This window comes from Halomonas dongshanensis, assembly GCF_024790395.1.
GTDB lineage: Bacteria > Pseudomonadota > Gammaproteobacteria > Pseudomonadales > Halomonadaceae > Vreelandella > Vreelandella dongshanensis.
The window spans coordinates 202,402-216,952 of record NZ_JAJISC010000003.1 but is presented as its reverse complement, the minus strand read 5'-3'; the positions used below and the strand labels follow the sequence as shown (position 1 = coordinate 216,952).

Below are 14,551 nucleotides of genomic sequence, written 5' to 3'. Positions count from 1 at the left end.
CCTCACCTCAGCGGCGCAGAATGGCTAGCCAGCGGCCCAGGTTGAGTATGCTGGCAAGCGAGGCGGCAACGTAGGTGAAGGCGCAGGCCGTGAGCACATGGCGGGCGCCGCTCATGTCCTTGGGCGATACGTACTCTTCTAATAGCGGCAGCGCGCGGTTGAAGCTGGCATCGAACTCGACCGGTAGCGTCACGAGATGCACTAAGGCGGCGGTGCCGAAGCTAAGCACGGCAAGAATGATCACCAGCGCCAGACCGCCCGGCGTACGCGTGAGCAAGAAGAGAAAAGGTGCCGCCATCATCAACAGCGCACCGATCTTCTCCGCCTTCTGCGCCATGCCCACCAACCGGCTTCTAGCCAGAAGCGGAGCATAGCCCTGGTGGTGCTGAATGGCGTGGCCTACTTCGTGGGCCGCCACCGTAACGGCGGTAAGCGAGCGGCCATCAAAATGGGCGTCGCTCAAGCGCACGCAGCGTGCACCGGGGTCGTAGTGGTCGCCGCGCTCGGTACGTTCGACCCGCACGCCTTCGATCTTTAATCGACGCAGAAGGTGCTCGGCAAGCTCGGCGCCGGTCCCCGGATAATCGTCGCGCCCGCGATGATGACGCTGAAGAATCCATTTCGCCCATACGTTGGGTAGCACGAAGATGGCCAGCATGACGAGGATAAGCAGTAGAAACATGAAAAACCCAGCGGCTCGATGAACCTCTGGGTTGTATCATGCTTGGCGGTGGGGTCAAAGCAGCAGGCACACGCCGCTCTGCTTTAATCTTATAAAGAAGCGTTTTCTTGGGCCTCTTCCCGACGGTGCTCTTCGACATCACGCCGTACGGCGTCGAGGCCGCGAGCGGAGATGTCGCCGTTGGCGTGGGCATGTTCGGCCATGAGGACACTGTCGGCGGCGAGCACGAGTTCGCAGTTAGTGTCGGCGAGTTCGTTGCGCAGCCGCTCGATGCCCTTTTCACGCTTGGGATCGCTGTCCACGCGGCGAATGTAGATCGCTTTGATGCGCCCTGGATAGGCTTTGACGATCTCGGTGTAGACTTCAGGATCGTGTTGGCCGCTGTCGCCGATGAGAATGCAGGGCATATCTTCGAACAGCGCCAGCATGCGGTCGATCAAATCTCGCTTGTGCGCCTCGGCGCGGCGCGGCCAGGGGTGGCGCAGCGAGATGCCCCATTCGCGTAGAAATAGGATCGGCCCTACTGGAATACGGTTGAGCTGAAAGAACGCTTCGAGCATCTCGTAGATGGCCCAGGGCCCGCGCGAAACATAGAGAATCGGACGCTCGGCCTTATTGGTTTCGCCTCTGTGCAGTGCCTGATAGAGCGCGGCGACGCCGGGAAAGGCGGTGCGGCGGTGGGGCTTTTTGACGAACAGCCGATAGAGCATTTTGAGCTTTTCGGCCACGCCAGTGAACATCACGGTGTCGTCGATATCGCTGATGATGACCAGGTCGGTTTCCGGCGGTGGTATATAGACCTCGACATCCGTACGAACGCTCTGCTGCCCTTGCGCTTCGACGTGAATATCGGCGCGATGCCAGGAGACATCGATAGGTAAAGAGGTGGTAATTGGCAGGTGGGCATCGAAGTAGCCGTCGCGATCGGTCTTGATGCAGAGTTGGTTATCGCCAAGGCGAATCTCGACCTTTGCATCGGCCAAGCCGCGGCGGAAAATACGCCTAGCCACATCGGCCGTATCACGCAGCATGCCGCGTCGGGGAATGGCGCGACCAAGGGCCGCCTGACGAAACACGCGGCCCATGACGAAAACGTCTTCGTGGGAGCCATAGCCACGGTAGGGATGAACGACCATCCCTCCACGACCCCGGTCACGCTTGACCGGTTTGGCAATGACGTGGACGAGCCTCTTGGCGAAGCTCGTCCAGTGATTCCACCACGCCATCAAGCGTGCTGGCCTTCGTGACGCCCTTCGCTCAGCTCTTCGAGTAGCTTGGCGTTGAAGGCATCGAGGTCTTTGGGTGTCCGGCTCGTGACCAAGCCGTTATCCACGACGACGGCCTCATCGACCCACTTGGCACCAGCATTACGCAGATCCTGAGCCACGCTTGGCACCGAGGTCATGCGACGGCCGTTGACCACTTCGGCATTGATCAGTACCCAAGGCGCGTGGCAAATGGCGGCAACTGGCTTGCCTGCCTGGAAAAAGGCTTTGACGAACGCCAGGGCGTCATCGTTGGTACGCAGCGAATCGGGGTTGAATAAGCCACCTGGCAGAAGCAAGGCGTGGTAGTCGCTGGCGTTGGCGCTGGAAAGCGCTTTATCCGCCTCATACGTATCGCCCCAATCGGTTTCGGCCCAGGCTTTGATGCCTTTACCGTCAGGCGTGATGACGTGGGTTTCCACGCCTTGGCCTTGAAGGGCGGCGCGCGGAGAACTCAGTTCGGACTCCTCGAAGCCGTCGGCAGCGAGAATGGCAACGCGCTTACCGTTCAGTACTTGACTCATCATGCTCTCCTTTTCTAGATGACTCGATGTTAACGAAGGGGAACGCAGCTCGGCTCCCCGTGTACCCTTCTCATTGTGGTCGATGTGTGCATGACGTCAAGCGCTGTACAAAACTTGTCAAATATCAAGAAAATTCAATATCGAGAAAATCTAATATCAAAAAAAAGCCCGCACGTTTTGGGCGGGCTTAGTTAAGAAATTGTCGAGAGTTAAGACAGATACGAGAGCGGCCTCGACCGATCAGTCAGGGCGTTAGCAACTCACGTATGTCTTTGGCGCCCCAGTGCGGAAAGTGCTTACGCACTAGTGCATTCAGGTCACGCTCGAAAGCCGCCCAGTCGGTGGTGTTGGGCAGGCTTGGCGCGGCCTTGGCGACGCCACGAATCATCCCTGCGCCTACGGTAACGTTGGTCAAGCGGTCGACCACGATGAAGCTGCCGGTGCCCGGATGCGCCCGATAGTCGTCCACAGGTACGGTCGCGGTTAGTTCGACGTCGCAGCGGGCGATGGCGTTGAGCGAGAGCGCCCCCACCGGGTGGCGCGCCAACGTATTGACGTCCACCTGATACTCGATGCGACTGACCTGCCCCGAAAGATCCCGCGTGGCGAGCTTGAAGTCGTAGAGCTTGCCTGGGGTGAGTTCGTCTTCGTGCATCCAGACGATATCGGCAGTGAAGGCGTTGGCGAGCGGCACGTCGGCATCGGCATTGACCAGCCAGTCGCCGCGCGAGATGTCGATCTCCTCGTTCAGCGTCACGGTAATCGCCTGCCCCGGGTAGGCTTCGGCCAAGTCACCGTCGAAGGTGACGATACGCTCGACGGTGGCGTGCTTGCCCGAGGGCAGCACCTTGACCGCCTGACCGGGGCGCAACACGCCAGCGGCCAAGGTACCGCAGTAACCACGAAAATCGAGGTTCGGGCGGTTGACGTACTGCACCGGCAAACGCAGATCGTCGAGGTTACGGTCGTGGGTGATCTCGACGTTTTCGAGCAGCGAGATCAGTGTTTCACCGCTGTACCAGGGCATCTGCGCGCTGGGGTTGACCACGTTGTCGCCCTTGAGCGCCGAAAGCGGCACGAAACGAATGTCGCGCGCTTTTAGGTTCTCGGCAAACGCTTGGTACTCGGTGACGATCTCGTCAAAGCGCGCCGCCGAGTAGTCGACCAAGTCCATCTTGTTGATGGCGATGACCAAATGATCGATACCCAGCAGATCGGCAATGAAGCTATGCCGCCGGGTTTGCGTCTGCACGCCATAGCGCGCATCGATCAGAATGATCGCCAGGCTCGCGGTGGACGCGCCGGTGGCCATGTTGCGGGTGTACTGCTCATGCCCAGGGGTGTCGGCAATGATGAACTTACGCTTGTCGGTCGAGAAAAAGCGATAGGCCACGTCTATGGTGATGCCCTGCTCGCGTTCGGACTGCAAGCCATCGACCAACAGCGCAAGATCGACCTCATCGCCGGTGGTGCCACTGGTTTTCGAGGCCTGGGTGATCGCCGCCAGTTGATCTTCGAAGATCATCTTGGAGTCGTGGAGCAGGCGGCCAATCAGGGTCGACTTGCCATCATCGACGCTGCCACAGGTGATGAACCGCAGCAGGTCCTTGTTCTCGTGCTCGTGCAGGTACTGCTCGATGTTGTCGGCGATCAAATTCGACTGATGTGACATTAGAAGTACCCCTCGCGCTTTTTCTTCTCCATGGAACCGACCTGGTCGCGGTCGATGGCGCGGCCGCTGCGCTCGCTAGTGCGGGTCAGGAGCATCTCCTGAATGATCTCGGGCAGCGTGGCCGCCTCGGACTCCACGGCGCCGGTCAACGGATAGCAACCGAGCGTACGAAAGCGCACCGACTTGTGCTCCGGCACCTCGTTCGGCGCCAGCGGCAGGCGCTCATCGTCGACCATCACCTGCATGCCGTCGCGCTCGACGATCGGACGCGGGGCGGCGTAGTAGAGCGGCACGATAGCGATCGATTCGAGATAGATGTACTGCCAGATATCGAGCTCGGTCCAGTTGGAGAGCGGGAAGACGCGAATCGACTCGCCCTTGTTGACCTTGGCGTTGTAGATGTTCCAAAGCTCCGGGCGCTGGCTCTTGGGCTCCCAGCGGTGGTACTTGTCACGAAAGGAGTAGACGCGCTCCTTGGCACGGGAGGCTTCCTCGTCGCGCCGCGCGCCGCCGAAGGCGGCATCGAAGCCGTACTTGTCCAGCGCCTGCTTGAGCGCCTGGGTCTTCATGATATCGGTATATTTGGCGCTGCCATGATCGAAGGGGTTGATGTTGGCCGCCCGCCCCTCTTCGTTGGTATGCACCAAGAGCTCCATACCCGCCTCGGCCGCCATGCGGTTACGAAACTCGATCATCTCACGAAACTTCCAGGTGGTGTCCACATGGAGCAGCGGAAACGGCGGCGTACCGGGATAGAACGCCTTACGGGCCAGATGCAGCATCACCGACGAGTCCTTGCCGATCGAATACAGCATCACGGGGTTGCTGAATTCGGCCGCCACTTCACGAATGATGTGAATGGACTCGGCTTCCAGCTGCTTCAAGTGCGTCAAGCGCGCCGGATCGATCGCCTGGGAGGGCTTTTGAGTGAGCTCTTGAGTGGGCTCTTGAGAAGGCTCTCGCCGGTCAGCCGCCGAGAGTGTGGAAAATTGCGTCATGGCCTACCTCACTGAAACCAGCTAAGCACGGTGCTTTTTTATCGAATGAGGTAGGGTAACGCTGAAGAGGTAATAACCCAAAAGAATTAATAACTATCTTTTTATATCTTTATTAACTATTTGCTGTCATCGCGTGCCTTGCGCTCACGTCTATACGCGCTCTATCCAGGTGAGCCACTCGCCAGCTTGAATGTCGATGACCCGATAGCCAGGACGAGAGGCTTGGTCGACGCTAAACGTGGGCGCGCCGGGCATGAACTGATCGGACGTCGCCGGGCAGCCGTAGACCTCGACCGTGCCAGCCGCCGTTGGGTAGGTCGTAGCAAACGCCTGGTGAGCGTGACCGAAGAGCACCATGTTGACGTGAGCAAAAGTACCGACCACCTCCCAAAAGGCCTCGCGATCTTCGAGCCCAATAGCGTCCATCCAGGCAGCGCCGACGTCCACCGGCGGGTGATGCATGACGACGATGACCGGGCGCTCGTCAGCGGCAAGCGTATTGGCGAGCGCCTCGAGCCGGTCGCTGCCAAGCTTGCCGTGAGGCTTTCCTGGCACCTGCGTATTCAGCAGCACGATGCGGCCGATATCGATATCCACCTCGTTGAGAAGCGGATGCGCATCGGCCATCAGCTCGACGTCATCATGATTGCCAGGTAGCCAAAACCAAGGGCAGCGCAGCTCATTGAGCGCTTCGACTGCCCGCGCGTATGAGCCCTCACTCTCGTCCTGACTGATGTCCCCGCTAACCACGACGATATCCGGCTGTTCGGCGGCCACTGCCTCGATGACTGCGGTGAACTGGCGCCAGGGAATACCGCTGCGCGAGCGCGCATGGATATCGGCGTGTAGGTGGGCATCGGTGAGCTGAATCAGGCGCATCAGCGTACCTCTGGCAAGTCATAGCTGTGACCGTGGGCCAGCGCGTGGGCCAACCACTCACCGAGAAAACGGTTGAGTTGGAGTTTCTCGTCGGGCTGGTGCATTCGCGCATTGGGATAGCGGTAGCGGCCATTGAAATGGCGCTCACGCTGAAAGTCGGTCACTTCCGCCATACGCACGTCGTGATAAAGATGCACGCGCATCCTCGGGCCCGCCATGAAGTCATCCAGTGGCCCGGTTTGCGATACCTGCACCATGGTGGTGTAGGGTGCCGTTTCGAGCACCTCGAGGTGAAGGTCGCCGAAGTGGTGCGTATTGGCGCTCAGGGCGATGTCGCGCGCCTGCCCCGCTTCCATGTCGCCGATCAGACGTAGCAGGCGTAGATAGTTGGCACTGCACTCGCCCTGCAGCGATTTGAGATCGGTTACGTAGGCCGCTCTAGCCATGAGGTGCCTCCTTAATCGGGTTCGGGTTGCGCCAGGGCGCGGTGCGAAGCGGCACGCAGAGAGGCGCGCTGGCCCGCCAGCCAGTGCATGGCAATCAAACACATGGCATTGTCGAGTCGCCCCTGTTCGAGGAGTTCCCAGGCGTGGCGAAAGCTCACTACGTGGACGCGAATGTCTTCGTGCTCCTCCTCCAGGCCGTGAATGCCGCCAAGGCCATGGGTATCCACCAGCCCGCAAAAGAGCGTTACCCGCTCGTTGCAGGCACCGGGGCTTGGGTAGTAGGAGTGCAGACGCATCAACTCACCTACTTCGCACCCCGCCTCCTCTAGCGCTTCGCGACGGACCACCGCTTCCAGCGTCTCCGCCTTATCAACCAGCCCCGCGACCAGTTCGAGTTTCCAGGGCGAGCGCGGATCGTCGATGGCCCCGGCACGAAACTGCTCGACCAACACCAGCGTATCGCGCGCCGGGTCGTAGAGCAGCACGCCGACGGCGTCGTGGCGGCAGTGTAGCTCACGGCGCATCACCGTGCTCCAGCCACCCTCGAACAGCCGATGACGCAGTTCCAGCGCCTCCATACGAAAAAAACCCTGATAAAGGGTTTCGCGTTTTTGCAGGTCGACGTCTTGTGGCCCTAATTCGAGCGCCTTCAGTCCAGACATGCGCCACTCCCCATGATGATGATTGCTCCATTATCAATGCTCACCATGGGGATTGCCACTTTAGGCTCGTAAGAGATGGCCACGTAAGAGATAGCCACGTGAGAGAACGCCTGAAGGCGTCAGAGCGAATCGAGCAGCGCCTGTGCCTCGCCGCGCAGCGCCTCGTCGGAGGCTTCACGCCCCTGGCGTGGCGTACCAGCCACCGCACGCTGAGCGTGCTCGCGCGCTGCCTGGGTATTGCCCTCTTCGTTCAAAAACGCCGCGTAGTAGAAATTGACATCGATGCCGTTCGGACGAATGGCTAGCGCGCGCTGAAACATACGCTCGGCGGTGGTGCTGTTGCCAAACCCAAGCGGCCGCCCCGGCGCGCGATCGTAGAGTGCCCCGAGGGTGACGTAGGCCGAGCCGTTGGCGCCATCGGGATCAAGCTCGATGGCGCGTTCGAGCACGTCGCGCGCGTCACCCGCCGTACCCAATGCGCCAAGCCCGCCGCGCTCACGGGCGTAGGAGGCGAGGATGATGCCCTGCCACACCAGCACATCCGCTTGGCTGGGATCGGCTTCGGCCAACGCCTTGGCTTCTGCAGCAAGCGTTTCGAGCGTAGCCTGACGCTGGTTGGCGGGCATCTGAGTCACGGTGTGCTCCCAGCGATTTTTGAGCGAGAACAGCTCGCTTTCGAAAGCCGCCACCGGCGCCGACACCAATAGCGCCACGCTCAACGCCACCGCGCCTGTCGTGACATGCAGCGCTCGGCCAAAAGACCACGTGCGCTTGGGAGAAAGAGATGGATACATTGCGTGCTCCTTGGATTATTGTTGTCACCCAAAAGTCGTTCTTAGAAAGCTGTTATGGAAAGGCTGTTATTAAAAAGCCGTTGTTGGAAAACTGTCATTGAAAAGCTGTCATCAGCAACTACCCCCTTCAAATGTAACGAACGTTTGAATCATTCGCCATGACGTTGCGCGCATTACGACCAAGGGATGACCGCAATGGCTAACATCGCGATGGATAAGCACAGAAGGCAAGTACCATGAAAGGCCGTAACATGACCCGCTGGCGCGACCCGGCCAAGGACCCGCGCCAGGCGCCCAAAAGCAACCTGATTACCGCCGAGGGCGCTGCACGCCTGCGCGGCATTCTCGACCATCTCTCCCGAGTCAAAAGGCCAGCGCTTTCGACCAAAGTAGGCGAAGCCGCCGCCCTGGGTGACCGCAGTGAAAACGCCGATTACACCTACAACAAGAAGGAGCTCAACCGCGTCATCGCCCGGATCCGCTACCTGACCAAGCGTTTGGATGAACTACAGGTCATTGATCGCCTACCTGCCGATACCCATAAGGTGTTTTTCGGCGCCTACGTAAGCCTCGAAGACGACGATGGCGAGACGCTGGATATCCGCATCGTCGGGCACGACGAGATCAACCCGCAAAAGCGCTGGATCAGCATCGATACGCCCATGGCCAAGGCGCTTTTGGGTAAGGAAGAGGACGACGAGGTGGCCGTGGCCACCCCGTCCGGTGAAAAAACTTACTGCATCCTGGAGGTTCGCTACTCTTCCAGCGCGTAGTCCACGGTAGTGACCACCCGCACCCGTTTGGTTTGGGGCGTGTAGCTATCGAGATCATCGATGGAGAAGTAACCTTGGGTGGCATTTTTAATGCCGCCTACCACGCTGCCCGAATCTTCGGCGAACTGCTGGGCGGCGCTGCGGGCATCCGCCGTGGCCTGAGCGATCATCTCGGGTTTGATGGCATCAAGGCCGGTGAACAGGAACTCGGTGCGGTACTCATAAGTGGGCGACAGTAGCACCCCCTCGCGCACCAGCGCAGTTGCCTGGGGCACGGCGTCGATCACGTCTGCGACGCGGTCGGTACGCAGCACCAGCGTCGCCTCGGCGCGAAAGCGCTCGTCCGGGCGTTCGCCGCCGTAGGTGTTGGCGTATTGATCGGTGATCCGCGGGGGCGTTACGCTCACGTCACTCATATCGAAGCCACGTTCGGTGAGAAAATCGCGCACCAGGCGTTCGCTGTCGGAGAGCTGCTGCTCCAGGTCGGTCAGCGTATTGGCGCTCACCGCGTAATTGAGCGGCCACATCACCAAGTCCGCCGCCACCTCACGCTCGGCAAGCCCGCGTACGGTCACGCTACGCGACGACTGCTGCCACACCTCGGCCGCCCCTTTTAGATAGCTACCTCCCCAGCCAAGGCCCAGGGCAAGCAGCCCGCCCAGCGCCACCGCACTCGTCAACACCACGATACCGCGTGTATTCACCGCCATCTCCTTGCTCCTTACGCTAAGCGAATCGATTGATAGCGGCACTTAGACAGCGCCGCAGGACAAATACGCGGCTACCGCCAACAAAAATTAGCGTGCTGCGCGATAAACCTTGAACCGCCGATCATCCGCTAGCACCTCGAAGCCCCCGAAAGCGCGGTCGAGCAGATCCGAGTAGGGCAAAAAGGCGTTCGCTACCAGAACGAGCTGGCCTCGGGGCGTCAAGTGGTCACGGGCCTGCTCGATCAGCCGAGCGCTGGGCCCATAGGTAATGTCGCGCTCTTGATGAAACGGCGGGTTGCTGACGATGAGATCGAAGCGCTCGCCCGCTAGCGCCGAGTAGACGTCGCTCTCGACCACGCGCCCCTCGCAGGCGTTGGCATCAAGGGTGCGGCGGCAGGCGCTGACGGCAAAGGCGCTGACATCGACCGCACTGACATGATGACCACGGGTCGCAAGCCAAGCGCTGATAATGCCGTCACCGCAGCCCATATCGAGCACCCGCTGTGGCGATGCCGGAAGGCGCTCTTCGAGAGTAGCGAGCAGAAGCCGCGTGCCGTCGTCGAGCTTGCCATGGCCGAACACTCCTGGATGGCTAACCAACATCAATCCTTCGGCGCTAAAGTTCGTCCAGGCGGCGTCAGGGGCGTCGCCTTTTACGCTGCGGGTAGCGAACAGTGAACAGCGTCGAGCGTTGTCGAGTTTGTCACAGGCCATATTGCGCGCCTCGAGCAGCTTGGGCACGCGTTTGATGCCGCCTTGGTGCTCGCCCACGATCTCGATAGCGCTGCCCTCGGGCAGCAGATGGCAGAGCCAGTCGAGCCACCAGGCGCCCAACTGATGGGCCTTCGGCCAGAAGAGAACGATAGGCGCGGCCAGCGAATCGGGAAGCGCGATGGCGCTGTCGAAGGGACTAAAAGCAGCACGACCTTGCGCTTGCCACAGCGCGCGCAGCGCCACGTTATCGCTGATCATGGCCATCGAACGGGCGATCAACCAGTCGTCTTGGGGCGGGACGATGGGCAACAGCGTCGATCGCTCACCGTAGTAGCGCTCGAGAAGCTGGCAGGCGGGCGTCTGGGCACTCATGCATCGGCCTCGGGTTTGGTCAGGGTATAAAGAAGGTAGCGCCCCAAGCGCCAATGCGGCTCGGTACGGCAATACTGCTTTTCCAGGGCGAGCAGGGTGTCGCGCGCGCCCTCTTTCGTGGGGGTGCGCAGGTAGTCTTGAAAGATGCGGATACCCGCCACTGCGTCGATGACAAGCCCCGCCTCACCGCTCCAGGCAACGATGTTCTCATGCGTCAGCGGCGAAATGGGCGTTAACCGCTGGCGTCGGCCCTTGCCTTCGAGCCGGTCATCGAGGGCCTTTTCTAGATTGCCTTTGACCACGTTGGAAAAACGCAGCGCGTCGCGATTGAACACCATGAGGCTAAGCTGGCCGCCCGGTGCCAGCAGGCTTGCCAGCGTATGCAGCGCCGCACGCGGGTCACCCAGCCATTCGAGCACCGCGTGGCAGGTAATTAGCTGCCAGGGGCCGGAAACTGCCGCTGGAAGCGCTTGCAGCGCAAGCGGCAGGTAAGTAATACGCTCGCACGGCCATGCCCCTTGCCCGCACTCATCGGCATGCCAGCCGCGCGCATGTTCGAGCATATCGCCGGAGGGTTCGGCCAGCGTCACGGCATTGCCGCGTCGAGCAAACCAAGCAGAGAGCTGCCCTAGCCCACCGCCGATGTCGAGCACCGGCTGATCATGGAGCGCCAGCATTTGCGGGAGCAAGTAGTCGAGCATGGCAAGCCGAAGCTCGCCTCGGGGCGCCTGGTAGAGCGAGCGCGAGAACTTCTCGGCCAGGCCATCGAAATAGCGATCACCGGCGGCGGTCAGTTCGTAGTGGGAAGGCGTAGCATGGGGGCGCATACAGAGACGGTATCGGCGTAGAAACGAAGTGCCCTAGTGTATCGCACTCCATAGCGCTGGCGTCACACCGAGTGCCGATCACGCTCGTCTTCACCTTTTCGACCTTGGCCCTATTGTCGTGAGGTCATCCAATGACTAGATTATGGGAACGTTCCCATTTGCTAGCGTATACCGTACTGCCCATGGTTTTCACCCCACCCACACGCGCCACCCTAATCGAAGTTGCCCGTCTGGCGGGCACCTCGAAGACCAGCGTTTCACGCTTTTTTGGCCCCGAGCGCGATAAGCTCTCGCCCACATTGCAGGCACGTATCGAAGGTGCGGCAGCCGCGCTCGACTACCGCCCCAACCTCATGGCGCGCAGCCTTAAAGGCAGTGGCTCGCGACTCTTGGGCCTGCTGGTGGCCGATATTCGCAACCCCTACTCCGTGGCCGTGATGCACGGCGCTGAAATGCTCTGCCGCCAGCACGGCTATGCCCTGATCGTCGCCAATACCGACAACGACGATGCCCGCGAGCAAGACCTGCTCGATGCCTTGGATGCCTACCGCGTCGAAGGCGTTATTCTCAACGCCACGGGCCTTCCCGAGCGCCAGCTCGCCCCCCTTCGCGATCGCGCTCTGCCGCTAGTGCTGCTCGATCGTGATCTTGGCCTGCCGGAGCTCGATGTCATTGGCCTGGACGACGAAGGCGCCATCGATATGGCGCTCGACCACCTGCATGCCAAGGGCTACCGTGCCGTGCTCTACGTGGGCGAAGCGCCCGAACGGGCAAGCTCGCGCCGCGCCCGGCTCGAACGCTTCGAGGCGCGCAGCCAAATGCTTGCGATGGCCGCCAGCAGCGTCATTGCAGGCAAGGATGCAGAGCCCACGCTCGAAGTCGCCATAGAGGCATTCGTTGCCCGCCATTCGGCAACACCCTGCGCCGTACTCGCGGCCAATGGCAACGTCACCCTCGCTGTCGCCCATGCGTTCCGCGCGCTCGGCCTCACCATGGGGCCCGTCGGCTTTATGGGCATCGACGATATGCCCTGGTGCGCGCTCGTGGGGCCAGGCATCACTACCCTAGCCCAGCCCACGGAGGCTATCGGCCAGGCGGCGGCGGCCTGCCTGCTCAACCGGCTAATGCCGCTCGACCTTGCTTTCCAGTATCGCCACCGCCCTACGCTGATCGCTCGGGGCAGCACCCAACGCATTTGATTGAAGCCTTTTGATTGGAGCCTCTATGTCGCACGCAGCGCGTAACAGCAGTCCTGAGATTCTCACCTTCGGCGAAGCCATGGCGATGTTCATCGCCGAAGCACCGGGGCCACTGGCCGAGGCCGAAGCCTTTCAGCGCCGACTTGCCGGCGCCGACAACAACGTCGCCATCGGTTTGACGCGCCTGGGCTACCACGTGGGCTGGCTGAGCCGGGTGGGTAAAGACAGCTTTGGCCACTTCATTCGCCAAGCGCTCATCCACGAGGGCGTGGATGGACGCTATATCATCACCGACCCTGCACGCCCCACCGGACTTTTGTTCAAAGAGCGCACACGCGATGGCGCTGACCCACGCGTGGAGTACTTTCGCTGCGGCAGCGCCGCCAGCGCCCTATCACCAACCGATGCCGAACAGATCGACTTTTCCGCCCTGCGCCACCTTCACGCAACCGGCATCACCCCGGCGCTTTCGGATTCAGCGCGGGCGCTAACGCGTCAGCTGATGATCCAGGCGCGCGAACACGGCGCTACCGTCTCTTTCGACCCCAACTTGCGCCCTACCCTGTGGCCAAGCGAAGCCGTGATGCGCGAGACGCTCAACGAACTAGCAGGCCTTGCCGACTGGGTGCTCCCCGGCCTTACCGAGGGACGCTTACTGACCGGGGAAGAGTCGCCTGAGGCCATTGCCGATGCGTATCTTGCCCGCGGTGCCAAAGGGGTGATCATCAAGCTGGGTCCCGAGGGCAGCTATTACCGCGGCCGTTTAGGCGCTACATTAGAGAGCTGCGAGGTACCCGGTAAGCCGGTCGCCCAGATCATCGATACCGTTGGCGCAGGAGACGGCTTCGCCGTGGGGGCCATCAGCGCCCTGCTCGAAGGCCTATCACCCGAAGAGGCGCTGCGCCGTGGCAACTTGGTCGGTGCCGAAGCGGTTCAGGTCGTCGGCGACATGGAAGGCCTGCCCACTCGCGCGCGTTTACAGGCACTGGAAAACGCCTAAACGCATCGATAACAAAAGTCATTACACAAAAGCCCGACAGGAGAACGCATGAAAAAGAACATCATCGTCGCCGGACAGCTCAGCGAAGCGCAGCGCCAGGAACTCGAACCCCATGCCCACCTCATCGACCTGGGCAAGCCGCTTAACGCCGACGACGCCGAGGTAAAAGCAGCGCTTGCCGATGCGCACGGCATCATTGGCTCTGGCTTCACCATCGATGATGCCTTCCTCGATGCGGCCCCGAAGCTTAAAGCCGTCACGCTATTCTCGGTAGGCTACGACACCATGGATGTCGACGCCTTGAGCAAGCGCGGCGTACTGCTGTGCAACGCCCCCGACGTATTGACCGAAACCACGGCCGACCTGGCGTTCACGCTGATCATGTCCAGTGCCCGCCGCGTCGTCGAGCTGGCGGAGTGGGTCAAGGCGGGCAAGTGGCAGAAATCGCCCGGCCCCGAGCTTTATGGTAGCGACATCCACGGCAAGACCTTGGGCATGGTCGGGCTTGGCCGTATCGGCGCGGCCGTTGCCCGTCGCGGCGCGCTGGGCTTTGGCATGAAGGTGCGCTACGCCCTCTCGTCCCCTAAGCCCGACCTCGAACGTGAGCTTGGCGCCACGCGCTGCGAACTCGACGAGTTGCTGGCCGAAAGCGATTTCGTCTGCCTTACCGTGCCGTTGACCAGGAAAACCGAAAAGCTCATCGGCGCCGAACAGCTGGCGCAAATGAAGGACTCCGCTCTTCTGGTCAACATCTCGCGCGGCAAAGTGGTCGACGAAGCCGCGCTGATCGAGGCGCTCAAGGCGGGCACGATTCGCGGCGCGGGCCTGGACGTTTTCGAGCAGGAACCGCTACCGGCCGACTCACCGCTGCTCGCGCTTCCCAACGTCGTCGCGCTGCCGCATATCGGCTCGGCGACCTCAGAGACTCGCCTGGCCATGGCCCAACGCGCGGTGGACAACCTCACGCGCTTTTTGCAAGGCCAGCCGCCCATTAGCCCGGTCAATGCCGAAGCGCTCAATCAGCAATAGGGCTT

16 protein-coding genes are annotated in these 14,551 nt (G+C 61.2%); 4 read left to right on the top strand and 12 right to left on the bottom strand.

The features are described 5' to 3' along the window. Positions 1–7: 7 nt before the first annotated feature. The 9 genes from LLY24_RS07765 to LLY24_RS07725 all read right to left on the bottom strand — a co-directional run bounded on the left by LLY24_RS07765 (position 8) and on the right by LLY24_RS07725 (position 7,922). Complete coding sequence (locus LLY24_RS07765) at positions 8–682, bottom strand: zinc metallopeptidase (RefSeq protein ID WP_259035712.1); 675 nt, start codon at positions 680–682, stop codon at positions 8–10. Between the two features lie 89 nt (positions 683–771). Beyond that, positions 772–1,908: an App1 family protein phosphatidate phosphatase gene (locus LLY24_RS07760; RefSeq protein WP_259035711.1), complete on the bottom strand. Its 1,137-nt coding sequence runs from the start codon at positions 1,906–1,908 to the stop codon at positions 772–774. Next, positions 1,908–2,471, bottom strand: coding sequence for a type 1 glutamine amidotransferase domain-containing protein (locus tag LLY24_RS07755; RefSeq protein ID WP_259035710.1), 564 nt, complete (start codon positions 2,469–2,471; stop codon positions 1,908–1,910). The genes LLY24_RS07760 and LLY24_RS07755 overlap by 1 nt, the downstream gene beginning before the upstream one ends. Positions 2,472–2,715: 244 nt before the next feature. Next, positions 2,716–4,143, bottom strand: a complete 1,428-nt coding sequence (cysN, locus tag LLY24_RS07750; RefSeq protein WP_259035709.1) for a sulfate adenylyltransferase subunit CysN — start codon at positions 4,141–4,143, stop codon at positions 2,716–2,718. Further along, entirely contained in the window at positions 4,143–5,141 is a 999-nt protein-coding gene (gene cysD, locus LLY24_RS07745; RefSeq protein WP_259035708.1) for a sulfate adenylyltransferase subunit CysD, read from the bottom strand. Before cysD ends, cysN begins: the two co-directional genes overlap by 1 nt. A gap of 150 nt (positions 5,142–5,291) precedes the next feature. Beyond that, entirely contained in the window at positions 5,292–6,020 is a 729-nt protein-coding gene (locus LLY24_RS07740; RefSeq protein WP_259035707.1) for a phosphodiesterase, read from the bottom strand. Beyond that, positions 6,020–6,466, bottom strand: a complete 447-nt coding sequence (locus tag LLY24_RS07735) for a DUF1249 domain-containing protein (RefSeq protein ID WP_259035706.1) — start codon at positions 6,464–6,466, stop codon at positions 6,020–6,022. The genes LLY24_RS07740 and LLY24_RS07735 overlap by 1 nt, the downstream gene beginning before the upstream one ends. 11 nt (positions 6,467–6,477) lie before the next feature. Further along, the gene (locus LLY24_RS07730) at positions 6,478–7,128 is read right to left on the bottom strand and encodes an NUDIX domain-containing protein (protein WP_259035705.1); all 651 of its coding nucleotides are present in this window, start codon (positions 7,126–7,128) and stop codon (positions 6,478–6,480) included. A gap of 119 nt (positions 7,129–7,247) precedes the next feature. After that, positions 7,248–7,922 (bottom strand): tetratricopeptide repeat protein, encoded by a 675-nt coding sequence (locus LLY24_RS07725; protein WP_259035704.1) that lies wholly within the window; start codon positions 7,920–7,922, stop codon positions 7,248–7,250. A gap of 236 nt (positions 7,923–8,158) precedes the next feature. Here LLY24_RS07725 and greB point away from each other — a divergent pair, with 236 nt between their 5' ends. Beyond that, positions 8,159–8,695, top strand: coding sequence for a transcription elongation factor GreB (gene greB / locus LLY24_RS07720; RefSeq protein WP_259035703.1), 537 nt, complete (start codon positions 8,159–8,161; stop codon positions 8,693–8,695). Here the strand turns inward: greB and LLY24_RS07715 are convergent. The 3 genes from LLY24_RS07715 to LLY24_RS07705 all read right to left on the bottom strand — a co-directional run bounded on the left by LLY24_RS07715 (position 8,677) and on the right by LLY24_RS07705 (position 11,318). Continuing rightward, complete coding sequence (locus LLY24_RS07715) at positions 8,677–9,405, bottom strand: SIMPL domain-containing protein (RefSeq protein ID WP_259035702.1); 729 nt, start codon at positions 9,403–9,405, stop codon at positions 8,677–8,679. The two genes, greB and LLY24_RS07715, sit on opposite strands and share 19 nt — an antisense overlap. Positions 9,406–9,492: 87 nt before the next feature. Beyond that, entirely contained in the window at positions 9,493–10,491 is a 999-nt protein-coding gene (locus LLY24_RS07710) for a methyltransferase (protein WP_259035701.1), read from the bottom strand. Beyond that, positions 10,488–11,318, bottom strand: coding sequence for a methyltransferase domain-containing protein (locus LLY24_RS07705; RefSeq protein ID WP_259035700.1), 831 nt, complete (start codon positions 11,316–11,318; stop codon positions 10,488–10,490). Before LLY24_RS07705 ends, LLY24_RS07710 begins: the two co-directional genes overlap by 4 nt. A 131-nt stretch (positions 11,319–11,449) precedes the next feature. On the opposite strand from LLY24_RS07705, the gene LLY24_RS07700 reads away from it, so the two are divergent. Genes LLY24_RS07700 through LLY24_RS07690 form a run of 3 tightly spaced genes read left to right on the top strand, consistent with a single transcriptional unit; the run spans position 11,450 to position 14,546 of the window. Then, complete coding sequence (locus LLY24_RS07700) at positions 11,450–12,517, top strand: LacI family DNA-binding transcriptional regulator (RefSeq protein WP_259035699.1); 1,068 nt, start codon at positions 11,450–11,452, stop codon at positions 12,515–12,517. Between the two features lie 25 nt (positions 12,518–12,542). Continuing rightward, entirely contained in the window at positions 12,543–13,517 is a 975-nt protein-coding gene (locus LLY24_RS07695; protein ID WP_259035698.1) for a sugar kinase, read from the top strand. Between the two features lie 48 nt (positions 13,518–13,565). Beyond that, positions 13,566–14,546 (top strand): 2-hydroxyacid dehydrogenase, encoded by a 981-nt coding sequence (locus tag LLY24_RS07690; RefSeq protein WP_259035697.1) that lies wholly within the window; start codon positions 13,566–13,568, stop codon positions 14,544–14,546. The last annotated feature ends 5 nt before the right edge of the window (positions 14,547–14,551 follow it).

What these genes read in the sequence shown, in the direction of transcription:
- LLY24_RS07740 (WP_259035707.1), bottom strand. Translation starts at nt 6,020, where the DNA reads ATGCGCCTGATTCAGCTCACCGATGCCCACCTACACGCCGATATCCAT.
- LLY24_RS07700 (WP_259035699.1), top strand. Translation starts at nt 11,450, where the DNA reads ATGACTAGATTATGGGAACGTTCCCATTTGCTAGCGTATACCGTACTG.
- LLY24_RS07690 (WP_259035697.1), top strand. Translation starts at nt 13,566, where the DNA reads ATGAAAAAGAACATCATCGTCGCCGGACAGCTCAGCGAAGCGCAGCGC.
- LLY24_RS07715 (WP_259035702.1), bottom strand. Translation starts at nt 9,405, where the DNA reads ATGGCGGTGAATACACGCGGTATCGTGGTGTTGACGAGTGCGGTGGCG.
- LLY24_RS07765 (WP_259035712.1), bottom strand. Translation starts at nt 682, where the DNA reads ATGTTTCTACTGCTTATCCTCGTCATGCTGGCCATCTTCGTGCTACCC.
- LLY24_RS07760 (WP_259035711.1), bottom strand. Translation starts at nt 1,908, where the DNA reads ATGGCGTGGTGGAATCACTGGACGAGCTTCGCCAAGAGGCTCGTCCAC.
- LLY24_RS07725 (WP_259035704.1), bottom strand. Translation starts at nt 7,922, where the DNA reads ATGTATCCATCTCTTTCTCCCAAGCGCACGTGGTCTTTTGGCCGAGCG.
- LLY24_RS07705 (WP_259035700.1), bottom strand. Translation starts at nt 11,318, where the DNA reads ATGCGCCCCCATGCTACGCCTTCCCACTACGAACTGACCGCCGCCGGT.
- greB (WP_259035703.1), top strand. Translation starts at nt 8,159, where the DNA reads ATGAAAGGCCGTAACATGACCCGCTGGCGCGACCCGGCCAAGGACCCG.
- LLY24_RS07755 (WP_259035710.1), bottom strand. Translation starts at nt 2,471, where the DNA reads ATGAGTCAAGTACTGAACGGTAAGCGCGTTGCCATTCTCGCTGCCGAC.
- LLY24_RS07735 (WP_259035706.1), bottom strand. Translation starts at nt 6,466, where the DNA reads ATGGCTAGAGCGGCCTACGTAACCGATCTCAAATCGCTGCAGGGCGAG.
- cysN (WP_259035709.1), bottom strand. Translation starts at nt 4,143, where the DNA reads ATGTCACATCAGTCGAATTTGATCGCCGACAACATCGAGCAGTACCTG.
- LLY24_RS07695 (WP_259035698.1), top strand. Translation starts at nt 12,543, where the DNA reads ATGTCGCACGCAGCGCGTAACAGCAGTCCTGAGATTCTCACCTTCGGC.
- LLY24_RS07730 (WP_259035705.1), bottom strand. Translation starts at nt 7,128, where the DNA reads ATGTCTGGACTGAAGGCGCTCGAATTAGGGCCACAAGACGTCGACCTG.
- cysD (WP_259035708.1), bottom strand. Translation starts at nt 5,141, where the DNA reads ATGACGCAATTTTCCACACTCTCGGCGGCTGACCGGCGAGAGCCTTCT.
- LLY24_RS07710 (WP_259035701.1), bottom strand. Translation starts at nt 10,491, where the DNA reads ATGAGTGCCCAGACGCCCGCCTGCCAGCTTCTCGAGCGCTACTACGGT.